Source organism: Tractidigestivibacter sp., assembly GCF_050946515.1.
Lineage (GTDB): Bacteria > Actinomycetota > Coriobacteriia > Coriobacteriales > Atopobiaceae > Tractidigestivibacter.
The window spans coordinates 34,187-57,354 of record NZ_JBMNUX010000015.1; the positions used below are offsets into that span (position 1 = coordinate 34,187).

The following is a 23,168-nucleotide window of genomic DNA, read 5'->3' on the forward strand; positions in this document are numbered from 1 at the left end:
CTTACTCCCCCTTCCCGACAACCACGTCGTTGCCAATGACGGCGGTGTCCTTCGTGGTGTCGACGCTGCCGAGGTTGACGTTCTCCTCGACGACTGAGTTTTCTCCCAGAATGGCACGCACGACATGCGCGCCCTCCTTGACGACAGCGCCAGGCAGCAGGACGGAGTCCTCGACGGTGGCACGCTCGCCGACGTAGGCGTCGGTCGAGAGAATCGAGTGGCGCGCGCGCCCGAACACGCGGCAGCCGTTGCCGACAAGGCAGTCATCAACGTCGCCGTCGCGACCGATGTAGGCAGGCGGACGGGTGGAGGCGTTGGACATGATCGGGAAGTCCTTGCTGTAGATGTCAAACTCGGGGTCGCGTCCCAGCAAGTCCATGCTGGTCTCGTGATAGCTGGAGATGGTACCGACATCGCGCCAGAATCCGTTGAACTCGTAGGTGTACAGGCGCTTGCCCTCTGCGAGCAGCTTCGGGATGATGTTCTTGCCAAAGTCGTGCTCGGACGTCTGGTCGACGGCATCTTCCTTCAGCGACTTGATGAGAAGGTCGGCGTTGAAGATGTAGATGCCCATGGAAGCGAGGTTCGAATCGGGCTTCTTGGGCTTCTCGGTGAACTTGAGGATGCGCTCGTCCTCGTCCTGCGTGATGATGCCGAAGCGCGAGGCCTCTTCCCAAGCGACGGGCATGACGGCAATCGTGAGGTCTGCGTTGTGACGCTTGTGGTTCTCGAGCATCTTGCCATAGTCCATGCGGTAGAGCTGGTCGCCCGAGAGGATCAGCACGTACTCAGGGTCGTTCTGCTCGATGTAGCCGATGTTCTGCGTGACGGCGTCAGCCGTGCCCTCGTACCAAGCGCCTCCCGTCTGGGTTGCGTAAGGCGGCAGAATGGAGACTCCGCCATCGCGCTCGTCGAGGTTCCACGCCTCGCCGGTTCCGATGTAGGAGTGCAGCAGATACGGACGGTACTGCGTCAGAACGCCGACGGTCGAGACGCCCGAATTCGCGCAGTTAGAAAGCGCGAAGTCGATGATGCGGAACTTGCCGCCAAACGACACGGCGGGTTTAGCAACGTTGCTGGTAAGGGCGCCGAGTCGGCTACCCTGCCCGCCTGCAAGAAGCATAGCAATGCATTCCTTCTTGCTCATAGGTCCCCCAATCCCTTCATCGATACGACCAAACCTTCTGATACCTAATGCCAATCCTGCGCCAGCCGAAAGCTGGCGCGGGAGTACTACCTACGCATCAATATGCCAGATGTCACGCGCGTATTCCCTAATTGTTCGGTCACTAGAGAAGTATCCGGCCTTGGCGGTATTGTGAAGCGCCGCCTTGTTCCAAGCAGTGCGGTCCTCATACGCGGCGGTGAGCTCGTCCCACGCCTGCACATAGGAGTGGAAGTCGCGCAGAACCAAGTCGGGGTCATTGTTTACCAGGAGGTAGTCATGGATGCTCTCGAAGTTGCCCGACAGGCGAGCGAGCGTGCCATCGGAGAGCATGTCGACCACGCGGCCGAGGCGATCGCGATCGGAGTTGTAAAGGTCCCAAGCATAGTAGCGACCAGTTGCGTGCAGCTCGTCAACCTCCTCGGTGCGCAGGCCGAAGATCTTGATGTTCTCATCGCCCACGAGCTTGGCAATCTCGACGTTGGCGCCATCGTAGGTGCCAAGCGTGATGGCCGCGTTCATCATGAGCTTCATGTTTGAGGTGCCAGAGGCCTCGGTGCCTGCCGTGGAGATCTGCTCGGAGATTTCGGCCGCAGGGTAGATCAGCTGTGCGCTGGAGACTGCAAAATTGGGCACGAAGGCAACCTTGATCTTGTCGTTGGCACGCGGGTCGTTGTTGATCACGTCGGCCACAGAGTTGATCAGGCGGATGACCTCCTTGGCGAAGGTGTAGCTCTGAGCAGCCTTGCCCGAGAAGATGAAGGAGGTTGGGCGAGGATCGTAGTGCGGGTCGGTGAGGATGCGATTGTAGACGTCCAGGATCTTGAGAACGTTCAGCAGCTGGCGCTTGTAGGCATGGAAGCGCTTGACCTGCACGTCGAAGACCGTGGAAGTGTCAAGCTCGACGCCCGTGGTCTGCTTGACGTAGGCGGCAAGGCGCTCCTTGTCCCAGCGCTTGGCCTTCTCCATCTCGTCGAGAAAGCCCTGGTCCTTCTCATAGGGAACGAGCTTCTCGAGCTCGAAGGCGTCGTCCATCCAGCCGTCGCCGATGGCGCCGGTGATGAGCTTGGCATAGGGCGGGTTGGCCTCGCACAGGAAGCGGCGATGCGACACGCCGTTGGTCTTGTTGTTGAAGCGCTCGGGATAGAGGACATAGAAGTCCTTGAGCGTGGTCCTCTCGAGGATGCCCGTGTGAAGGGCGGAGACGCCATTGACGGAGTGCGAGAAAATCACGGAAAGGTTGGCCATGCGCACCTGGCCGTCCCAGAGGATGGCCGTGCGGGAGAGGGCGTCTGCCCAGTTGTCGCCCTTCTGGGGGAAGCTCTCGCGATAGCGGCGGTCAATCTCTTCAATGAACATGTAGAGTCGCGGCATGAGGCTGCGGAACGTGTTGATTGGCCACTTCTCCAGAGCCTCCGGCATGACCGTGTGGTTGGTGTAGGAGATGGTGTTGCGGCAGATCTTGAATGCGAGGTCAAAGTCAACGCCACGCTCGTCGACCAGCAGGCGCATGAGCTCAGGGCCGCACATCGCGGGGTGCGTATCGTTGGTGTGGATGCACACGTGGTCGGCCAGGTGCTCCCAGTCGGGGCCGTACTCGCGCTCGTAGCTGCGCAGAATCGTCTGCAGACCGGCGGAGACAAAGAGGTACTCCTGCTTCAGGCGCAGGATGCGGCCATGCTCGCCAGAGTCGTTGGGGTACAGAATCGTGGAAATGGCCTCGACGTCAGAGCGGAACTTGTTTGCGCGGGCATAGTCGCCAGCGTTGAACGCGTCGAGGTCAAAGTTCTCCTCGTAAGGCTCGGCGCTCCAAAGGCGAAGACGGTTGACCTTCTTTCCGCCGTAGCCAACAATGGGCACGTCGTACGGGACGGCGCGGACAAGCTCGCCGCCCTCCTGCGTGAACCAATAGCGACCGGTCTCGTCCTCGTGGCGCTCGACATGGCCACCAAACTGCACGGTCACGGCAGCGGCATCGCGGCGAGCCTCCCAGGGGAATCCGTTGGCCAGCCAGTTGTCGGTTTTCTCAACCTGACGGCCGCCCTCAATGGCCTGGCGGAACAGCCCGTAGTGATAACGCATGCCGTTGCCGTAGCCATTAATGCCCTCATGTGCCATGGAGTCAAGGAAGCACGCTGCAAGACGACCAAGGCCGCCGTTGCCGAGGCCCGGGTCAACTTCCTGACGGCAAATCTCTTCGATCGAATCACCCATGTCCTTGACGCCCTTGGCAACCACGTCGCGAACGCCGAGGTTCATCAAATAGTTGTCAAGCAGCGGACCAAGCAGGAACTCGAGCGAGAAGTAATAAACCTTCTTCTCCCCGTTCTTATGAGTGTCGATGCCAACGTTGCGGGACTTCTTAGCGATGAGCGTAGCTAGCACCTGATAGCGCTCGAGCTCGGTGCACTCCTCGAAGGTCTTGGCAAGGTCTGCGTTGCAGGCCTCGCGGTACTGCTCTTCGAAGTCCTTCTCGTCCTTGAAAATGCTCTTGTTTGCCATGTGACTCCAATGGTTGTCCTGTGGGAACGTTCCCGCCATATAGTATGAACGAGTGCGGGCGATAGATGGGTTGCGATTGGGCCACCCAAAGGTAATTTTTCTATCTCCCACACCCGGCGGACAACGCCCTATTCCTTGGTTTTATTTGATGTCTTCTTTGCAGCGCTCCTTACTGAGGGCTTCTTGGCCGTCGTCTTTGACGCAGCGACTTTGGTGGCAGTCGACTTGGCCGCCGCCTTAGTCGCAGGCTTCTTTGCCGCGGGCTTCTTTGCCGCAGCGGTGGTCTTCTTGGCAGATGCGGGTGCCTTCTTTGAAGCCGTAGTCGCCTTCTTGGCGGCAGGCTTCCTTCCCGCAGCAGCGGCGCTCTTGGTCTTGGGCTTGGGAAGCTCGGCGGTCTTCTTGAACACGGCACCCGCTAGCGGCGGCACGCGAATCACGATGGACTGCGCGCAGCCGTTCCAGCCGACCTTCTCGGTCGCGTACTTGCCTGTGTTGAGCACTCCGGACCCGCCATAGACCTCTGCGTCGGAGTTGAAGAGCTCCTCGTAGACACCAGGCTCAGGCATGCCGAGGCGGAAGTCCTCGTGCGCGTTGACGTCAAAGTTGATGAGGATGACCAGGTCGTCGGCGGGGTCGTCGCCCTTGCGGACGAACGAAACGATGGACTGCTCGGCATTGTCGGCATCAATCCACTCGAAGCCGTCGCTCTCGTAGGAGCGCTGCCAAAGGGCGGGGTGCTCGTTGTAGAACTTGTTGAGCGCGGCGATGAACTTCTGCTGGTTGCGGTGCGTCTCGTACTCCTCAGTGAGGAAGTATTGGATGCCCTCGTAGTAGCGCCACTCAATGAACTGGGCGATCTCGTTTCCCATGAAGTTGAGCTTGCCGCCGGCGTGTGTCATCTGGTAGAAGGCGAGCGCCCTCATGCCGGCGAACTGGCGCCACCAGTCTCCCGGCATGCGCGTGATCAGCGAGCACTTGCCGTTGACGACCTCGTCGTGGGAGAGCGGCAGGACGAAGTTCTCGTTGAACTGGTACATCGTCGAGAACGTGATCAGGCGATGGTTGCCCGGGCGGAACGGGAAGTCGGTCTGCATGTAGTGCAGCGTGTCGTTCATCCAGCCCATATCCCACTTGAAGTTGAAGCCCAGCCCGCCGTCCTCGGGCGGATAGGTGACGAGCGGCCATGCCGTGGACTCCTCGGCGATCATCATCACGTCGGGGTGCTGCTTGCCGACGACGGTGTTGCACTCACGAATGAACGCGATGGAGCTGTCATCCTCCTCGGTGCCGCGGGAGTTGAACTTCTTCTGGCTGGGATCGTCGACGCCGAAGTTGAGGTAGAGCATCGAAGTCACGCCGTCCATGCGGATGCCATCGGCATGGAACTCATCGATCCAGTAGAGGAGATTGGAGACCAAGAAGCTGCGAACCTCGCCGCGCGAGAAGTCAAACTTGTGCGTGCCCCAGTTGGGGTGGACCTCCTTCTCGTAGAGCATGGTTCCATTGAAGGTGGAAAGCCCCTGCTCGTCAGCACAGAAGCCGCCCGGCACCCAGTCGAGAATCACGCCAATCCCCGCCTGGTGGCAGGCGTCAATAAAGTGCCTGAACTGGTCAGGGTTGCCGTAGCGGGAGGTGGGGGCATAGTAGCCGGTAACCTGGTAGCCCCACGAGCCGTCGAAGGGGTGCTCCATGACGGGCATGACCTCAATATGGGAGTAGCCCATCTCCTTGACATAGTCGACGAGCTCGACCGCGAGGTCGTCATAGGTGTAGAAGGTGCCGCGCTGGGCGGGGAACGGATCGCCCGGTCCAGGATAGGTGCCATCGGGGCGGGGGTCGCCTTGGGGCTCGTCGCCATGGCGCTTCCAGCTGCCTAGGTGGACCTCAAAGATGTTCAAGGGGCACTTGAGCTTGTCCGTGGCGGCGCGCTTCTTCATCCATGCGCCGTCATCCCACTTGTAGGTGCTCTGCTCGATGGTGCGAGAGGCGGTTCCCGGAGCCTGCTCGGCGTAGAAGCCGTACGGATCGGCCTTGTAGAGGAACTTGCCGTCATTCGTCTCAATCACAAACTTGTAGAGCGAGCCCGTCGGGACGTTTGGAATGAAGCCTTCCCATACCCCTCCAGAGGAGGTGGGGTTCAGGTAATTAGCGTCTTCGTTCCAATTGTTGAACTCGCCCACAACGCGAACGCTGCGCACGTCAGGAGCCCAGACGGCAAAGTGATAGCCATCTTCTCCGTTGTCGTTCACTGCACGGTGAGCGCCCATCTTGTTATAGCTGAGACGCCACTCTCCCTTGGCCATAAGGAAGAGATCATCATTGCTCAGATAGAGAGAACTGTCATGAGTCTGAGTTTGCATGCCCGCTCCTTCTTACGAACCCGCACCCGAATCCGCTTCCCCACTCGTAACGAAGCTAAAATAACGCAACAACGTCACTCGTTCTTCAATTATATTCCACAGAGCCTAACAATCGGCGAGCGGGGAAGGCACGTACAGGTTGAGGCTTTTCTGTTGAAATTGTTGAATGAATTGCAGGCAGAAAGGTTGTGCGATGGCACGAGAATCACAACGAGCAAAGCGCGAGAGGGCCGTTGAGATATGCCGGCGCATGGGTGAGCTGTATCCCGATGCCCAAAGCGCGCTTTCGTTCTCGAATCCGTTCGAACTTGTCATATGCGTCATGCTCTCGGCCCAGACAACCGATGCCGCCGTCAATCGCGTGACCCCCGAGCTGTTTCGCCGCTGGCCCGACGCGCAGTCGATGGCTGGCACAGACCCCGACGAGGTCGGAGAGGTAATTCGCACCATTGGGTTCTGGCGCGCCAAGGCACAGCACTGCGTGGAAGCGTCACAGATAATCGTGTCCGATTTTGGCGGAGAAGTGCCCCGCACGATGGAAGAGCTCACAAAGCTTCCTGGCGTAGGAAGAAAGACGGCCAACATCGTGCTCAACAAGGCCTATGGCGTGGTAGATGGCATCGCCGTCGACACGCACGTCTACCGATTGGCGACGCGCTTCGGGCTGACCAAGGCGCCGACGCCGCTTGCTGCCGAGCAGGACCTTCTCAAGATCTTGCCGCATGAGCTGTGGGGGTCTGTAAACGAGCAATGGATTCATTTTGGGCGCGACACCTGCACGGCACGCGCCCCAAAGTGCGCCGGCTGCCCCATGGCGGACATCTGCCCCAGCGCCGGGCAGCCAGACCGATACACGAAGCAACGCAAGACGAAGTAGGGCCGGTGTCCGCCCGGACCCCAGCCCCACACGTAAGCATTACTGCCTTGGCTTGCGAGCAAAGATGTGCATGAGAAAGCGCACAAGCGCGTAGAGCGCCAGCACCGTCGCGATGACGGTCTCAATCACCACGATAGGGCCAAGCCAAGGCACGGAGTAGCCAAGCTTCGCGAGAAGACCCATCGTCTGCTTCAGCGCGATTGCCGTGATCGCAAACGGGAAGGTGTAGGCTGCGTATGCCGGCGAGAAGTCCTTCCTGGAGAGCAGGCTCGGCAGCCTCACCAGCACGACGACGTAGAAGATCGTTGCCACTGCCTCAAGCACGACGAGCAGCGCAGCCGATGCCGGCGAGACCGACTGCACGTAGCCAGCCACGCACAGGCTGGCGGGCGCGGTCATGATGCAGAAGACGGGGCGGGCAGGCGCAGGCGGCTCCCCAACCTTTGTATAGCGCGCCACGATGACCACCGTGAGCGGCACGAAACAGATAAGACCGAACCAGAAGCAAATGGCGCCTATAAGCTGCTGCCCAAAGGACGGAGCGCACAGCGACGCAGCAACTATTCCCACGTACACGATGTACCAGCTGGGGAAGACCTTCTTCAGATCAAAGCGCGCGACGTAGGTGGCAGTAAACCACACGATCAGGCAGATGTGCAGGGCAAAGCCAATCCACCACAGCGCCGCCCCAAAGGCGACGGACAGCGGTCGAACGTATCCCGCAAGCAGCGTGAGCGCCATGGGGAAGGTTCCCGAGATGCTCGCGAGCAGGGGATTTGCCATGTCGCGCCTCAGAGAGCCGGAATCAGAAATGAGGTGAGCAATAAGCAGCACGCCGAGCAGAGCGGAGATAGCGCCGCACGCAACGTGCAAGGGCTCCCCATAGCTCTGGAGGAGATTGCCAAGCCCGGCAAAGCCGAGCATGACCCCGGCGATGGAAAGGGGGACTCGCTTAAGCAACGGTTTCCTTCCTCCTGAGCGGCTCGACGTCGCGAATGGCACGACGAGGCAGGGGCTTGCCTCCGCCCTCGGTCCCCGCGTCCAGGTTGGCGATACCCTCCTCGCGGCAGATGATCGTGGCTACCTTCCAGGCGCATAGGCCGGTGAACCAGATGCACTGCTCCTTGTGCTCGCCCTGCCCCATGTTGAACTCACGAGTGAGGACGCGGCAGCACAGGGCGTGCTTGCCGTTGGCGTCCTTGAACCAGTCGTGCAGCTCATGGGTCAGACTCATGCAGTGCTGGACCTTGGGGTCAGAGGGCCCGTTCTGCTCGGTGCGACCGTAGAGCAGCCCCAGGACGGCTACTCCTCCATTGGCGGCACCGCACATGCAGCCGGACTTGCCGACGCCGACGGACATGCCGGAGACCATCGCGATCACGTACTCGGGAACGTCCAGCCCGAACGAGTCGCGAATGGCACTCATGACCGCCTCGTCGCAGAAGAATCCGCCCTTGTAGTAGGACTCCGCAAGCCTCTGGACCTTGTGCGGGCTTACTTCCCGTACGCCGATTTCGAAGTTTGCCATTCCTCTCTCCCCTTTCCTTGTCCTGCCCGCTGCGGGAATAGCTTCTCCCGCCCCTTGCGGGAATCACATGGGGAATATTCTAATCGAGATAATTTAACTATTCAAATAGTAATATGCGAGCGGCAAAGCAGAGCATTCGCGCTGATAGGACGGCATACGCGACGGCTCCCCAACGGTCACGAAATGAGCCCCGCGACCTAGAGCGCGTGATGGCGCAGCAGACCGCGGGGCGCGGAGGACAAAACGATGAGCGGCTGGCTCTAGACGCGGCTGAGCGCCTGGTCGAGGTCGGCGATGATGTCGTCGACGCTCTCAATGCCCACAGACAGGCGGATGAGGTCTTCGGAGAGGTGGGCCGCCTTAAGCTGCTCGGGCGAAAGTTGCGAGTGCGTGGTCGAGGCAGGGTGGATGATGAGCGACTTTGCGTCGCCGACGTTTGCCAGATGCGTGAAGAGCTTCACGTTGTTCACCACGGACAGCCCTGCCTCGCGACCGCCCTTGACCCCAAATACGACAACGCCGCCAAAGCCGTGGCGCAAGATGCGAGAGGCGACCTCGTGACTGGGGTCGTTCTCAAGACCGGAGTAGCGCACCCACGCAACCTTCGGGTGGGACTCGAGGAACTTTGCAACGGCAAGCGCGTTATCTGAGTGGCGCTGGACACGCAGCGAGAGGTCCTCGATGCCAAGCCCTATGAGCTGAGCCGCATACGGCGACAGGGTAGGGCCAAAGTCGCGGAGCTTGTTGGCAAGAACGCGCGTCGAGAAGGGCGCGGCAGGCGCTGCGTCGGCAAAGACTATGCCATGGTAGGAGGGGTCGGGCTCGGTCAGCGTAGGGTACTTGCCCGACGTTTTCTTCCAATCGAACTTGCCCGTATCAACCACAGCACCGCCGAGCGTTGCCCCATGGCCGCCAATCCATTTGGTGAGAGACTCGATCACCACGGCTGCCCCGTCCTCGGAGGGGCGATACAGATACGGCGTCGCGAAAGTGTTGTCCACAAACACGGGGACGGGCTCTTTGAGCGAGTTGGCGGCAGCCACGATGGCAGGAACGTCGGCAACGTCTACCAGCGGGTTTCCGATGGTCTCGACGTACCAGAGCTTGGTGTTGGGCTTGGTTGCGGCCACGAACGCGTCGATATCGTTGTTCTCGACGAAGGTGGTCTCGACGCCGAGGTCCGCCAGAGTGTGCAGCAGGATGTTCCACGTTCCACCGTAGAGCGAATCAGACGCGACGACGTGATCGCCCGCGCCCACGATGTTGGTGATGGCGAGAATCTCTGCCGCGTGACCGGATGCGACAGCAACGGCGCCAGTGCCGCCCTCGATTGCAGCCACGCGAGCGGCAACCGCGTCAGTCGTGGTGTTGGTCAATCGACCGTAGACGTTTCCCGGCTTCGAGAGCGCAAACTTTGCGGCCCCGTCAGCGGCGTCGTCAAACTGGAATGCCGCAGAGGCGTAGATGGGAAGCGAGGAAGACCCCGTGACGGGGTCGGGCGACCAGCCGGCATGAACCTGCAGGGTCTCAAAGTGCTTCTCGGTGTCTTTGGCAAAGCTGGGGTCGAGTTCAAAGGCCATGATGTTCTCCTTTTGGATGGGCGGACGTACCGCGTGCTGGTTCGAATCTGGAGGCGCCCGGAACGCATGGTCGGTTGGCCATCGATCCGGGCTAGGTCATCTGTTTCACCGATATCTTCCTCTCCTTCTATCGGAGTCGCTGAATGCATACTACAGCAAATTGCACTGTTTACCAGCTAAATTGCTATTCACAGTTTCAAACACTTGTTATCTGTTTTACCGATAACTTTAGTTAGCACCAAGCGTAATCCTGGCCTGCAGGGCAATTAAAAGGCGCCCGCCCCACCATGGGGACGGGCGCCTTGGCTAAACGATCTGTCGAGCTAGCCGCAATTAGTAGTTGATTGCCTGCTCCTCGAAGTAGCTCTGCGGGTGGCCACAGACCGGGCAGACCTTCGGGGCCTCGGGACCAACGTGCAGGTGACCGCAGTTGCGGCACTTCCAGACCTTGACGCCCTCACGAGCAAAGACCTCGCCCTTCTCAACGCGCTCGGCGAGCTTGTTGTAGCGCTCCTCGTGGGCCTTCTCGATGTTGCCGACCATCTGGAACTTGGCGGCAATCTCGGTAAAGCCCTCCTCCTTTGCCGTAGCGGCGAAGGTGGGATACATGTCGGTCCACTCACCGTGCTCGCCGGCGGCGGCATCCTTCAGGTTGGTCAGCGTATCAGGGATATCGCCATCATGCAGGTACTTGAACCAAAGCTTTGCATGCTCGGACTCGTTGCCAGAGGTCTCGGCGAAGATGCCGGAGATCTGGTCATAGCCCTCCTTCTTGGCCTTGCTGGAATAGTAAGCGTACTTGCGGCAAGCCTGGGACTCGCCAGCAAAAGCCGCCTCGAGATTCTTCTTGGTCTGGGAATTCTCAAAATCAACTGCCATGACTGCTCCTCTCTCCTCCCCTTGCGGGGAATACAGGACGGACATGTCTTCTTCAGTCGGAAAAACCGACCCAGGAAGATACTAGCATCACACACGCCAAATGTTGCCGGCTTTGTAGCAAAAACCCTCCGCGGAAAGCTCGGCCAGCAAGTCGGCAACTTCTGACGCCGTAAGTGGATTTCTACCCGCTGCGAGTTCTTCGTTGCAGAGCTCCTCCAGAAGCACATCGAACGAAGCCCCACCGGCTGGTTCGGAGCGGTGAGCGAGCAGAACGCGCACCAGCTCAGCGCGCTTTTGCCTGTGAGAGCCCTCGAAACGAGACTGCCTCGCGTGGGAGCGCGAGCGCCTCGAAGGGTTGGGCACCGTTGCCTTGAGATGTGCCCCATAATCGAGAAGCGCATAGTACCAGCTGCGCGGATCGTCTTGAGGGTTACTGGCGTCCTTGGGACAGGTCTTTCGCACCAGCGGGACGAGCTCGGCATCGGGAACGCCCTCGGCGGCGGGATAAAGCTCGTGTAGAAAGACGGTCCGCACGTTTGTCTCCAGATAGACGCCTGGCAGGTCGTAGGCGAACGCCCTGATTCCGGCCGCCGTCGCTGCCCCAATGCCCGGAAGCGCGCGAAGCGCCGGCTCCTCAACGGGCATCTGGCCGCCTGAGGCAGACACGGCGCGCGCGGCGCGAGAAAGCGCCAATGCGCGCCTGTTGTATCCAAGCCCCTGCCACTCCTCAAGAACGTCGGCGGAATCCGCCGCCGCCAGCGCATCCACCGTCGGAAAGCGGTCAAGCCAACGCTGCCAGCGACCATCTACACGGGAGACCTGCGTCTGTTGGAGCATGACTTCCGAGATCCAAATGGCATAGGGGTCGCGCGTGCGACGCCACGGAAGATCTCGATAGAGGGCACGCCCCTGCTCAAGGACCCGCTCTCGAAACGCAGCCAAGTTCCGCTCGTCCTGCTGAGGCTTTCCAAAGACATTCTCGGCGTCAGATTCCAACGCTGCCGTCACACAGCCTGGGCATCATCGACCGGCGCCTCGTCGTCCTTGGCCGAGGCCACTTCCTGTGCCTGCACTTCGCGCGAGTTCACAAGCTCAAAGCCACCGGTCATTCGCGGCATAAGGCCATCGACCACAATCTGGTAGAGCGTGACAGAGGAGAAGTATTCGTGCAGCATCCGTTCCGCGTTGCACCAGACGGGATTGAAGCGACATTGCGGCTTAAAAGGGCAGGCGCTGCCGTCAGGACCGGCATAATCGCAGGTGGCAATGATAACGGGGCCTTGCACGGCCTCTACAATCTGCAAAAGCGAGGTCGTCTTGGGGTCGACGGCCAAGCGCATGCCGCCGTGGGCCCCGCGCACGCTCTCAACGATGCCGTTCTGCGCAAGGTCGTGCTGTATAGAGCGCGCAAACGAGTAGGGAATGCCATTCTCCTCGGCTGCGCTGCGAACTGACACAACACCGTCTCCGCTACGGACAAGTGCCGAGATCATGCGGAGGGCGTAGTCTGTCTTCCTCGAGATCTCCATTGCCATCCCTTCTCAACTCACGGCAGCGGCCTACCAACATGCTATAAGCCAGCGCTCGTTACTCCCAATCTAATATGTCCCAACCTCTCTCATGCGCCTCTTTCCGAAGCGTAGGGCCGGGGCAGACTGCATAGGCGCGCCCCGCAGAGGCAAGAAGCTCCTCGTCGGTATGGTGATCTCCATACGCATAGGAAAGAACCCAATTGCCTCTGCCAAAATGCTCGTCCGCCCAACGACGAACAACGGCCACCTTTGCATAGCCCTGCACAACGGGCCCGCGAACGCGACCCGTGTAGCGGTTGTTTGCGTCCTTCTCCATGTCTGTCGCAATGTGCGCGTCAACGCCAAGCGCTTCAGCGGCATCGGCGGTTATCGGCTCAAACGTTGCCGAAACAAGCAACGTGACGCAGCCCTCCTCGTGGCGGCGCTTTACCTCTGCCACGGCTTGAGGGCGGTAGCGCGGCAGCAAAACCTCATTGTGGAACTCGTGCATGATCTTGTCGACGTCCTCGGCATCCAGGCCGCTGAGCGAGGCAAAAATGATTTCGCGGGCCTCGTCCTGACGCTGAGGAAGGTGCAGCTTGTAGCGCACGCCCCACCAGACAAGCGCGGCAGCGCGCGGCACGCTCACCAGTCCCCTGTGCCATAGGTAGAGGGAGAAGAGCAGCCCGGACTGGCCGTCAATAGAGGTGCCGTCATAATCGAAGACAGCAAGACGTTTCTTTTTTTGCGCAGTCTTCTCTTGCATCGGCTCTTTAACTCCAGCGATTCACACGGCTTATGCTGTCATGGTACCCCAGCACAGATAAATAGGCTATAAAGACTATCGCAATTTGCAAGAAGCAGAACAAATTAAGCCAGTCTGTTAATTGAGGTTGGCGCGGAAAACCACGGCGGCAGGCGTCGGTAAAGAAGAAGCCCCGGTATGACACCGGGGCTTCCATGCGTTCAAAATGGCGGGATATGCGGGACTTGAACCCGCGACCTCCGACGTGACAGGCCGGCGCTCTAACCAGCTGAGCTAATACCCCGTGCGCATCAGCGCGTGAGCTATTCTACACAGAAGATTGGGTCCACGTCTAGTACTAATTTCAAAGTTACGGAAATTATTTTTTGGCCACTTCCGTGACGTTCTTCTCGCCAATGCCCCTACTCCAGAGAGACGTCTGTCGTATTGCCATCGGAGTCTGTCACGTGCACCACCGATCCGTCGAGCGTCGCCTCGGTTAAGGTGCCCGTGCCCGTAACGGCATTGCCAGAAGAGTCGACCACGCGCGTCGCGTCGGAATCTCCACCCAGCGTGTAGGCGATCACGTCCCAAGTGCCGTCGCTCAAGTTTTCGGGAACGATGATGACGGAGTTGTACATGATCAGCGTGACGGGGGTGCCAGACACGGTGAAGACCAGCGTGTCGGAGCTTGTCCCGTCATTGGCCACCACGCCATAGGTCCCGTCTTCCTGCTGCTGGATTGAGAAGCTCACGTCCTGGTAGCTGACGGAGGTGTCGGTCGAGCTTGTGGACTGCGACTGCTGCTGCTCAGTCTGCTGGGCCTGCTGCTCTTCAGCCTGCTGCTGCGCCGCTTGGTCCGCGGCGCTCGAGGAAACGCAGGAGACGATCAGGAGCACAAGGGCCAGCACAGCTATCGCCCCAATGACGATGGCGACGGTTCTGTTGGAAATGCGCTGCTGATGCTGACGAGAATAGCGAGGACGGTTGTCGCCGCGAAGGCGGCGGTCGTGGGCGCGCTTTGCCGCGCGGTCACGGGCGATATCGGCAGCCTCGGCAGCGTTCTCGCGCGTCGTCACACGGGCGCCTTGCCCAGAGGAGAGCGTACCGAGCGATTCCATGGGTGCAGAAGACGCCCGCGGGGCTTCCTCTTCCATATCCATGGGGACATAGTGACTCGAAGCGCCGCTGCCCGCGGCAGTTCGGGCGCTATCCGCCCTGACGTGCGCCTGACGAGGTTGCTGAGCACCGCCCTGCGGGGCGGCGTGCGACGCCGCGTGTCGACCGCCTGCCGCACGAGACATACGGGCTCGGCTCCGCCTTTCGCTGCTGTCGTCGTTTGCGTTTCTCATCGGAAAGTCCCCCTTGCGTTGCTAAACGCAGACAATTTTAGACCTCACGCCGCGCCTCAATTGCGCGACCAAGCGTTACCTCGTCTGCATACTCAAGGTCTCCGCCAACGGGCAAGCCGCTCGCAAGGCGAGACACGCGAACCCCCAGCGGCCGGATAGTTCTCGAGAGGTACGTAGCAGTTGTCTCGCCTTCCACGTCCGGGTTGGTTGCAAGGATCACTTCTTGCACCTCGCCAGAAGCGAGGCGCGAAAGAAGCTCGCGCACGTGAAGCTGCTCTGGACCAATCTTGTCCATTGGAGAGATCACTCCGCCCAGCACGTGATAGAGCCCGTGATAGCTGCCCGTCCGCTCGATTGCCGAGACGTCGCGCGGCTCTGAGACGACGCAAATGGTAGTCTTGTCGCGCGAGGGGTCCGAGCAGATATCGCAGGTATCCCGAGTGGCGTAGTTAAAGCAGATGGGGCAAAAGTGGACCTGCTCTTTAAGGTCGAGGATAGCGTGGGCAAGGCGGCGAGCCGTCTCGGCGTCAGATTCAAGCAGGTAATAAGCGATTCGCTGCGCAGACTTTGGGCCGATTCCCGGAAGACGCCCCAGCTCGTCCAGAAGCCGCTGCAGCGCGTGTCCGTCATTTGTTTGCTGATCCACTAGAAGAGCCCTGGGATGTTAAGGCCACCGGCCAGCGAGCTCATGGCCTGCTCAGAGCTTGACTCTGCCTGCTCAAGAACGTCATTTACAGCAGCGACTATCATGTCCTGCAGCATGTCGACGTCGTCAGGGTCAAGCGCCTGAGGGTCAATGGTGACCGACGTGAGCCGCAAGTCGCCCGTGGCAGTGACCTTGACCATGCCGCCACCGGCCGATGCGCTGAACTCTGTCGCTGCGGCCTTCTCCTGTGCCGCAACAAGCTGCTCCTGCATCTTTCGCGCCTGAGCCATCATCTGGTTGCGGTTCATGCCGCCCATGTTGTAGCCGCCTTTTCCTTTGGACATTCAATCCTCCTGGTCTGTGGTTTGAGCTGCGGATCATTCGTTCCTGCAAGCCGTATGGCATGAGCGAAAATCATACAAACGGCTTTCTTTGTACCCTACTTTGGCGACTGGTCATCGTTCGAGCCGTCAGGCTTCACCGTGACCTCACCAAACGCCTCGGTCAACATGGCGACGACGTCAGCAAACTCTGGCGGAAGCTCCGAGGGGTCAATCGTCTTGGCTTGGGCTTGAACCGGTTGTTGCGCTTCCGGTTGCGATGGCGGGGCGGAAGCGGGCGCTGGTTGGGGCGCGCCTTGAGGCTCCGGCTGAGACGTCGTCGCGGGCGTGGGCGACGGGATGGGCTCCTCGTCTTCGTCGAAGGGCGTGGCGGCCGCGTCGTCATAGGGCACCTGCTCGGATGGGGCGGGCGGCTCGGCAACCGCAGGAGCATCCCACGGCGTCTGATACGTGCTTTGAGCTGCGGCAGGTTGATGAGCGGGCTGCGGGGCCGGAGCAGACGCGGGTTGAGGAGCGGGCTGCGGTGCCGGGGCGGGCTGCGGGGCCGGGGCCGGCTGCGGTGCCGGAGCCGAAACAGGAGCCGAGGTCGAAGCAGGCGCGGCAGCGCGGGCGGGCTTCTCAGAAGTCCCCGCCTCGCGATAGACAACCTCGCGCGGACCAAAAATCGACTCTACAACGGGCGCAATGAAGCTCTTCAAATCCTTGCGCCGGAGCATCTTAAGTGAGTACGTCGACCCCTGCGGAAGCTCGACGATGAGCGTCTGACCGTCATCGGAAACGATGCTCGAGAAGCTTAGCGTCGCAGCTCGGGCGGCACTCTTGGTAGTAAGCGTCTGAACAACTTGCTTCCACTTGCGCTGGAGAGAGGCCGCGTCTTCTGGCGAGACGGCCGCAGATGCTCGGGATGGCTGAGGCTTTGATGCCTGCATGGGAGCCGGCACAGGCTGCTGCGAGACCTGCTGGGAAGCGGTGCGAGCAGTGGGTTGTGGCGCGGGGGCGGCTGATCTGGCGGGCGCGGGCTCCGCCGCGGGCTTCTCGACATGGGCCGCCGGGGCCTTTGGCGCTTGAGCCGGCTTCGGCGTCGGACTCTGTGGCATCGGACTCTGCGACGCCTTGGGGGCGGGCTTCTCAACAGCGGTCGGTGCGGCAGCTGGGGCAACGACGTCCCCAGACACGGAAGCAGGCGCCGTCGCGCGACCGGGCACCGAAAGCGACGCAACCTGGCGCTCGAGGGCGTCGACCCTTTCGGCAAGCGCCTCGAGCGTCAGGTCAGACTGCGGGCGCGCCATCCTGGTGAGCGCAATCTCAAGAACGAGGCGCTGGTTAGGGGCGGTGCGCATTTCAGCAGACGCATCGCCCAATATGGTGAGCACGCGAGCAAGGCGGTCAGGGGATCCGAACTCTGCCGCCTCGCTCGAGATCTGCTGGACCTCATCTGCGGTTCTCGTGCTCAGCGCAGCAGGACCTCCAATCAAGCAGACGTACATATCGCGCACATGGGCCGCAAGCTCCCGAGTAAATTGGAGCAAATCTCGCCCGTTGTTGGACAAATCGTCTACCTGCGAAAAGAGCGTCGGGACATCGCGCGCTGCAATTGCGTGCGAGAAATCTCCTAGCACGGCGCCATTGGCCTCTCCAAAGAGGTCCTGCGCCGCAGACAGAGTGATGTTGCCGTCGCCGAAAACGGAGAGCTGCTCGAGAGAGGTCAGCGCGTCGCGCATGCCTCCGCGAGCGTGGCGAACCACGAGCTCGAGCGCGTCCTTCTCGTACGAGAACCCCTCTTGCTGGCAGACATAGGCAAGATGCGCGAGCATTTCGTCATTTCCAATGGCGTGGAAGTCAAAGCGCTGCACGCGCGAAAGAATCGTAGCCAGAATCTTTTGCGGATCGGTGGTGCACATGATAAAGACCACATGCTCGGGCGGCTCTTCAAGGGTCTTGAGCAGGGCATTGAATGCCGCCTGCGAGAGCATGTGCACCTCGTCGATGATATAGACCTTGTAGTTGCCGCGCACGGGGGCGTAGTTTACGCGCGAGATGATTTCCTCTCGCACGTTCTCGACGCCGGTCCGCGACGCCGCATCAAGCTCGAGCACGTCGGGGTGCTCGCCCGCGGCAATAAGCTGGCACTCCTCGCACGTGCCATCGGGCAGCTGGTTGGGACCGTTGTCGCACATGAGAGCCTTGGCCAAGATCCGCGCCATGGTCGTCTTGCCGGTTCCGCGAGGACCACAGAAGAGGTACGCGTGGCTAACCCTTCCTTCAAGAACGGCTCTCTTGAGGGTCTCGACCACATGCTGCTGTCCGACGACCTCATCGAAGGTCTTAGGGCGATACTTTGTGTAAAGCGATTCCATGGTCCCTCCGGCAAATAGTTGCGTAGAGAGACAGTATACCCGCGCGAGGTGGGGGCTCCGTGGGAGCGTGAGCGGACGACCCGCGCGGTGCGCCGGCTGAGCGCCTGCCCCCTGCCCGACAGGTTGCGCGAGTTCTGATGCCCGCGCGATGGGCGCCACGCCCCTGCCCGACAGGTTGCGCGAGTTCCGATGCCCGCGCGATGGGCGCCGCGCCCCTGCTGCCAAGTTGCGCGACTTCTGATGCTCGACCGTGCCAACTTGCGCGAGTTTTGACGCCGTTTCTGCCAGGTTGTACGACTTTTGATGCTCCGATCGCCAAGTTGTGCGAGTTCTGATGCTGCAAAAGTCGCGCAACTTGGCGGCGCTCTATCGTGTGGGGATGAAATGGCTTTGCGTGGGACGCTGGCATCGACGCGGAAAAGGGAGCCCGCCGCCGAGAGAAAGGCGACGGGCTCCCCTCCGGAGTACTGAAGAGCGCCGCTCGGACGCCAAACGACGCACCCGAACGACTGGCAAAGCCCCTAGAGATCGACGTACTCCGACTTTGTCAGCGGCGAGACCTTGTAGGTAGAGGTGCGGTCGTCGTCAATCACGCCCGACCAGTTCATGCCGAACGCGAAGTCGTAGGTGTTGCCCTCGGAATCCGTGTAGCACTCAAGGTCGCGAGGAACGTCCTCGTCGTTCGCCTCGACGGTATCCATGTCGGCAGGCATCTGCAGCGGAAGAAGACCGGTGGGCTCGGTCTTTCCTGCAAGAATGTTCAGGAAGTCATCGCCAGAAGCATCAAAACCCATGAGAATTGCGTCGCAATACGGCTCAAGCTCGGAGAACACCATTGGACGGTCGGCGTTGATGCAAACGACTACCGGCTTGTCGCCCATCTGCTCGCGAACGCTCTGGACGAGCTCAAGGTCGGAAAGATTGCTAGCCACGGCAGACTGCCCGTAGTAGCTGCGGTTTTCCTTCACGCCGTCCACGATGTCGCCGGCAATAGACTCCTTGCGCACGTTATCCCCGTCAGCAACGTACTCGCCGTACTGAAGGGAGATGGGCACATATGCGGAAGTCTCCTGGTCATAGCCCAGCCCCGGCGTAGGGTTCTTGATGAACACGAACGCGCAATCGCAGTCGGCGGTCTCGTCGGAGGTGGCGCGCGTGATCTCGGTCCCGTCATAGGTGGGATTGCCGTCTGTGCCAGCTGGGCCTGCGGGATCGCCCTGCGTGTCGGTCACGATGTCAAAGAGCTCAGATGCCGCCGCCTCGGTCACGGGAAGCCCCTCGGTCGCAGCGGCGTATGCCGAACCCGGCGTGTAGGACATCGGGATGTAGACCTTGAGCTTGCTCCCGTCGCTTTCTTTAATCACATTGCCGGCGTTCTTGAGCATCACGATGGACTTGTCGATCGCCTCGCTCACAAGCGAGGTGACCTCGTCGCCCTCGACAACGCCGCCTGCAGCCGTAGAGTCGGCATACGGGCACTCGCCGAGACCGATATAGTACAGAGTGCGAATCACGCGTCGCGCGGAGGAGCGAACCTGCTCAAGCGCAGCGTCCTCCCCCACTTCGGCTGCATAGAGGTCATAGCCAGCCTTAAGGTCAACAAGGTCAAGGCCGCCACCAATCTGATCGATTCCGGCAGCCAGAATCTTCTCGTAGCGCTCGGGCTTCGTAGCCGTCTCCATGCCCCAAGGAGTGCAGACCATAGCCGTGCCAAGGTCCTCTGTAACGCCCCAGTCAGAGCAGATCAGTCCGTCGTACTCGCACTTCTCGCGCAGGATGTCATTCTTCCACTTGGAGAATGCCGTGCCCACGAGCTCGCCGTACTTCTCGTCGTCAGAATAAGCAATGGAGTAGGAATCCATGTACGAGGCCGTCTGGCCAGTCTGGGAATCAAGGTGCAGCCCACCGTCCACAAACGGAATCAGGTGCGCCTCCATGTTGTCGCCAGGATAGACGCAGTACTTGCCGATGGCGCTGTGCGCCTCACGACCGGATTCGCCAGCGCCGTCGCCCGGGAAGTGCTTGAGCATGTTGATGACCGACTCGGAGCCCCAGCCCTGGTCGTTGCCATCGTCGTCGTAGGTCGACTGCAGACCAGACGCATAGGCGTTGGTAAGGTCGCGAGAGAGGGCAGGATCCTCGCCAAAGGTGCCGGTGATGCGGCGCCAGCGCGGCTCCGTGGCAAGGTCCATCTGCGTGCCCAGCAAGGTGGCGACACCCTCGGCGCGGTAGCAGCGCGACTCCTGCTGAGAGACCCGCTTCACGAGGTCGGGGTCAAAGCTTGCCGCCAGGCCGAGCGTACTGGGGAAGCCGTAGTCCTTGGGGTTGTTGGAGATGTTAAACGGAATGCCGTAGGTCTTCTGCTCGCAGGCCTCTTGCAGGCTGTTGTTCCATCGGGCAAGCGAGCTTGCGGAAGCGACCGCGCCAAAGTTCAGCATGGTACGAATGCCAGCGTCGATAACGTCCTGCGTCGTGGGATTGGGATTGCCCTCGACAACCGTTCCTCCCCCGGTAATCTCGTCGGTGAGCGCGCCTGTCGAGAAGATCGATCCGTGCACCATAAGCGCGAGAGCCTCGTCCTCGCTGAGCTCGTCGGCAAGCGCAGAGGAGCGGTCGTCGGCGCTCTGGCGCCAGTCCTCCCACAGGTCCAGCTTCCCATTGCCGTTAAGGTCCTTGAACGCATAGCCGTCCACCTGAATGATCTTCGAAGTGTCCATCACTCCGATCGTGGCGCCGCCGTCCTGGGTGTAGCGGGTCCAGCCGTCGCGGGTCTCCTCGCTCGACCACTTTGCCTCGACGTCGTCGCCATCAGGGTCGATAGGGTACTTGTCTGCCGCCGGAGCCGCGGTGGCATCGCTCGTCGAGGAGCCCTCAGACGAGCAGCCAGCCAGAGAAATTGCCGCTCCCGCCAAGGCCGCCCCCTGAAGAAAGTTGCGCCTGGATACGTTCTTGCTCATTGCCTCTCCTTCCGATGTGGGTTCGCGCGCCTCTGCGGCAAACCGCTCCCCTCCACGCCGTTTTCCGTTTGCTTTAGGGTTCCATAGACGGCTCAATCGAGCCCAATCGTGGCAAGAAGTCGCCTTTCTCAGTCGTAAAGTGCAGGAACCGCCTTTAAGCGGACCGAGCGGAGAACGTTCATGCCCGCCCAGCTCAGAAGGGGCGTCAGTCCCCTAGAATTGCAGAAGGGAGATTGAGGGAGGACGATTGAGCGAGACGCTGAGGGTGCTCATCGTTGAGGACGAAGACGACGCAGCACAGACGCTTGTCGAGTATTTGCAGCGCTATGGAGAAGAGCGAAAGATCTGGGTTACGTCGACTCGTCTTGCAACGGCATTCGACCTTCCACGATCGCTAGACGCCTATGACCTCGCGCTTCTCGACATACAGCTGCCAGGCATCAACGGGATGGAGGCGGCAAAGGAGCTACGGAGCAGAGACGCCGTCACACCCATAATCTTTGTAACCAACCTAGCCCAGCTGGCGGTACGCGGCTACGAGGTCGACGCCCTTGATTTCATCATCAAGCCGGTAAGCTATCACGATTTCGCGCTTCGAATGGACCGGGCGATGCGGCGCATCCGCGAATGCACCGCCGGCCGAATTGCCGTTAGAACGCGCGAGGGCACGCACGTCGTCACCGTCCAAACGCTGGAATATGTCGAGGTAAACAAGCACAATCTTCTTTTTCACCTAGATGATCAGCAAACTCTCGAGGCGCGAGGAACGCTGCGCGAGCTTGAAGAATCAACCAAGGGCGGCACTCTGCTTCGGATATCAAAGAGCGTGCTGGTAAACATGGAGCATATTGACCGCGTATTGGGGACCGAGCTGGTAACGACCTCGGGCGTTCATTTGGTTATTTCAAGAACTCGAAGGCGCGAAGTCGTCGAGGCAATCACGCGCTACATTGGGGGACGCTGATGCTTCAGGCTTATCTCATGGACCCATGGCCGGTTGGCATTGCGATGCAGCTTGCCATCCCCTTGGCCATGCTGCTGGGAATTCGCTCGAGCCGCTGGGGCAGCACGGCCCTTGCTGGGGTCGCCGCTTATCTTCTCATCATGATTGCAATTACCTCAAGCGAGTGCATGCTGGTCATGGCCTTCAACGGGATGAGCCAACTGCTTGCACAATTTATTTGCTTTTCGCTTGTTGTCGCGATGCTAGCGCTGCTTATCGTCACGCTCTTCAGGACAGGCGTGTGGACCGCACTTTTCTGCGCCACCATGGCCTACGCGATGCAGAACCTCAGCTCTTCGGTCCAACTTTTTGCGACGACGATAATCGCGGGATTTTTGCACCATGATCCATTCGAAACGTCGATGCTCATGCGCGCGCTCATCACCGCTTTTTTCTGCGCGCTCGTGTATGTGCCCTGCTACCTGCTGCTGATTCGAAAGATTGACCGACGCGCACTAGACGCGACGGAAAATCGGAGGGTCCTTCTCATCTACATCCTTGTGTCGCTTGCCATCATTGGGTTCGATCTGGTGATAAAGGGGGCCTCCGAAACGGGCGTTGAGCCTCTTTACGCAATCCTCCTACGCGGCATCCACATTCTCATTTGCGTGTTCGTGCTGATTACGGAGTACTACGTGCTCTGCCAAGAGCGCGAACGCCTTGAGCACGCTGCCGTCGAGCAGCTGCTTTCAGAGCGCGAGCGCCAGCTTGAGCTTTCGCGCGAGAACATCGACGCCATCAACATCAAGTGTCACGATCTGCGCCATCAAATCCGTACCTTAGCAAACGGCCGTGCAGCGGTAGACGGCGACGCTCTAGACGACTTGGCAAACGAGGTCGCCATTTACGACTCCATTTATGACACCGGCAACGAGACGATTGACACGGTTCTGACCGAGAAAGGGCTGGCATGCGAGCGCGCGGGCATTACGCTCTCAGCAATTGTCGATGGGAAGGCCCTCGATTTTGTTGCATCACGCGACCTGTACGCGCTCTTTGGCAACATCCTTGATAACGCTGTGGAGGCAACCTCCGCGCTTCGAGACCCCGACCGAAAGAGCATCTCGCTTGTTGTGAAGCGTCACAGCCACATGGTCAGCATTCACGAAGAGAATTACTGCAACGGCAGACCGAGCTTTGAAGACGGACTGCCGGTTACGACCAAGCCTGACAAGGAGAGCCATGGCTTTGGGTCTAAGTCAATGCGACTGATCGCTCAGAAGTATGGAGGCGCCCTCGTTCAGGATTTCAAGGACGGAACGTTCCTTGTGACCGTAATGCTGCCCTTGCCCGAGTAAGCTCGCCACCGCTCCATATCTCCATATGCCAAGCTGCGCGAGTTTTGATGCCCGCGCGATGGGCGCC

The 23,168-nt window shown here is 60.2% G+C and carries 18 protein-coding genes and 1 tRNA gene; 3 read left to right on the forward strand and 16 right to left on the reverse strand.

The genetic code is table 11. The annotated features are described in order from the left end of the window. Position 1: 1 nt before the first annotated feature. The 3 genes from ACOYJL_RS08900 to glgB form a co-directional block, all read right to left on the reverse strand. On the reverse strand, positions 2-1,147 hold the full coding sequence (locus ACOYJL_RS08900) for a glucose-1-phosphate adenylyltransferase (protein WP_433569874.1): 1,146 nt from the start codon (positions 1,145-1,147) through the stop codon (positions 2-4). A gap of 90 nt (positions 1,148-1,237) precedes the next feature. After that, positions 1,238-3,667 carry a glycogen/starch/alpha-glucan phosphorylase gene (locus tag ACOYJL_RS08905; protein WP_433569875.1) on the reverse strand — a complete coding sequence of 810 codons (2,430 nt, stop codon included), beginning with the start codon at positions 3,665-3,667 and terminating at the stop codon, positions 1,238-1,240. 128 nt (positions 3,668-3,795) lie between these two features. Further along, complete coding sequence (gene glgB, locus ACOYJL_RS08910) at positions 3,796-6,027, reverse strand: 1,4-alpha-glucan branching protein GlgB (RefSeq protein WP_433569876.1); 2,232 nt, start codon at positions 6,025-6,027, stop codon at positions 3,796-3,798. Between the two features lie 193 nt (positions 6,028-6,220). On the opposite strand from glgB, the gene nth reads away from it, so the two are divergent. Further along, the gene (gene nth, locus ACOYJL_RS08915; protein WP_433569877.1) at positions 6,221-6,904 is read left to right on the forward strand and encodes an endonuclease III; all 684 of its coding nucleotides are present in this window, start codon (positions 6,221-6,223) and stop codon (positions 6,902-6,904) included. A 39-nt stretch (positions 6,905-6,943) separates the two neighbouring features. On the opposite strand, the gene ACOYJL_RS08920 is transcribed toward nth, so the two are convergent. The 13 genes from ACOYJL_RS08920 to ACOYJL_RS08980 all read right to left on the reverse strand — a co-directional run bounded on the left by ACOYJL_RS08920 (position 6,944) and on the right by ACOYJL_RS08980 (position 20,800). Next, positions 6,944-7,864: a TDT family transporter gene (locus ACOYJL_RS08920; RefSeq protein ID WP_433569878.1), complete on the reverse strand. Its 921-nt coding sequence runs from the start codon at positions 7,862-7,864 to the stop codon at positions 6,944-6,946. Beyond that, positions 7,857-8,432 carry a C-GCAxxG-C-C family protein gene (locus ACOYJL_RS08925; RefSeq protein WP_433569879.1) on the reverse strand — a complete coding sequence of 192 codons (576 nt, stop codon included), beginning with the start codon at positions 8,430-8,432 and terminating at the stop codon, positions 7,857-7,859. Before ACOYJL_RS08925 ends, ACOYJL_RS08920 begins: the two co-directional genes overlap by 8 nt. A gap of 260 nt (positions 8,433-8,692) precedes the next feature. Then, entirely contained in the window at positions 8,693-10,012 is a 1,320-nt protein-coding gene (locus ACOYJL_RS08930; protein WP_433569880.1) for an O-acetylhomoserine aminocarboxypropyltransferase/cysteine synthase family protein, read from the reverse strand. Positions 10,013-10,345: 333 nt separating this feature from the next. Continuing rightward, positions 10,346-10,891, reverse strand: a complete 546-nt coding sequence (gene rbr, locus ACOYJL_RS08935; protein ID WP_433569881.1) for a rubrerythrin — start codon at positions 10,889-10,891, stop codon at positions 10,346-10,348. 87 nt (positions 10,892-10,978) lie between these two features. Then, positions 10,979-11,899, reverse strand: a complete 921-nt coding sequence (locus ACOYJL_RS08940; protein ID WP_433569882.1) for an adenine glycosylase — start codon at positions 11,897-11,899, stop codon at positions 10,979-10,981. Continuing rightward, on the reverse strand, positions 11,896-12,420 hold the full coding sequence (locus ACOYJL_RS08945) for an RrF2 family transcriptional regulator (protein ID WP_433569883.1): 525 nt from the start codon (positions 12,418-12,420) through the stop codon (positions 11,896-11,898). Before ACOYJL_RS08945 ends, ACOYJL_RS08940 begins: the two co-directional genes overlap by 4 nt. A gap of 58 nt (positions 12,421-12,478) precedes the next feature. Continuing rightward, positions 12,479-13,168 (reverse strand): HAD family hydrolase, encoded by a 690-nt coding sequence (locus ACOYJL_RS08950; RefSeq protein WP_433569884.1) that lies wholly within the window; start codon positions 13,166-13,168, stop codon positions 12,479-12,481. A gap of 206 nt (positions 13,169-13,374) precedes the next feature. After that, positions 13,375-13,451: transfer RNA gene (locus ACOYJL_RS08955), tRNA-Asp, on the reverse strand. Between the two features lie 118 nt (positions 13,452-13,569). Next, the gene (locus ACOYJL_RS08960; protein ID WP_433569885.1) at positions 13,570-14,226 is read right to left on the reverse strand and encodes a hypothetical protein; all 657 of its coding nucleotides are present in this window, start codon (positions 14,224-14,226) and stop codon (positions 13,570-13,572) included. Between the two features lie 310 nt (positions 14,227-14,536). Further along, on the reverse strand, positions 14,537-15,145 hold the full coding sequence (recR, locus tag ACOYJL_RS08965) for a recombination mediator RecR (RefSeq protein WP_433569886.1): 609 nt from the start codon (positions 15,143-15,145) through the stop codon (positions 14,537-14,539). Further along, positions 15,145-15,489 (reverse strand): YbaB/EbfC family nucleoid-associated protein, encoded by a 345-nt coding sequence (locus ACOYJL_RS08970; protein WP_433569887.1) that lies wholly within the window; start codon positions 15,487-15,489, stop codon positions 15,145-15,147. Before ACOYJL_RS08970 ends, recR begins: the two co-directional genes overlap by 1 nt. A gap of 95 nt (positions 15,490-15,584) precedes the next feature. Continuing rightward, entirely contained in the window at positions 15,585-17,843 is a 2,259-nt protein-coding gene (gene dnaX, locus ACOYJL_RS08975; RefSeq protein WP_433569888.1) for a DNA polymerase III subunit gamma/tau, read from the reverse strand. Between the two features lie 521 nt (positions 17,844-18,364). Beyond that, the gene (locus ACOYJL_RS08980; RefSeq protein ID WP_433569889.1) at positions 18,365-20,800 is read right to left on the reverse strand and encodes a glycoside hydrolase family 3 N-terminal domain-containing protein; all 2,436 of its coding nucleotides are present in this window, start codon (positions 20,798-20,800) and stop codon (positions 18,365-18,367) included. A gap of 247 nt (positions 20,801-21,047) precedes the next feature. Here ACOYJL_RS08980 and ACOYJL_RS08985 point away from each other — a divergent pair, with 247 nt between their 5' ends. Both ACOYJL_RS08985 and ACOYJL_RS08990 read left to right on the forward strand, forming a co-directional pair. Next, the gene (locus ACOYJL_RS08985) at positions 21,048-21,764 is read left to right on the forward strand and encodes a LytR/AlgR family response regulator transcription factor (protein WP_433569890.1); all 717 of its coding nucleotides are present in this window, start codon (positions 21,048-21,050) and stop codon (positions 21,762-21,764) included. Next, positions 21,764-23,101, forward strand: coding sequence for an ATP-binding protein (locus ACOYJL_RS08990; RefSeq protein WP_433569891.1), 1,338 nt, complete (start codon positions 21,764-21,766; stop codon positions 23,099-23,101). Before ACOYJL_RS08985 ends, ACOYJL_RS08990 begins: the two co-directional genes overlap by 1 nt. Positions 23,102-23,168: the final 67 nt, after the last annotated feature.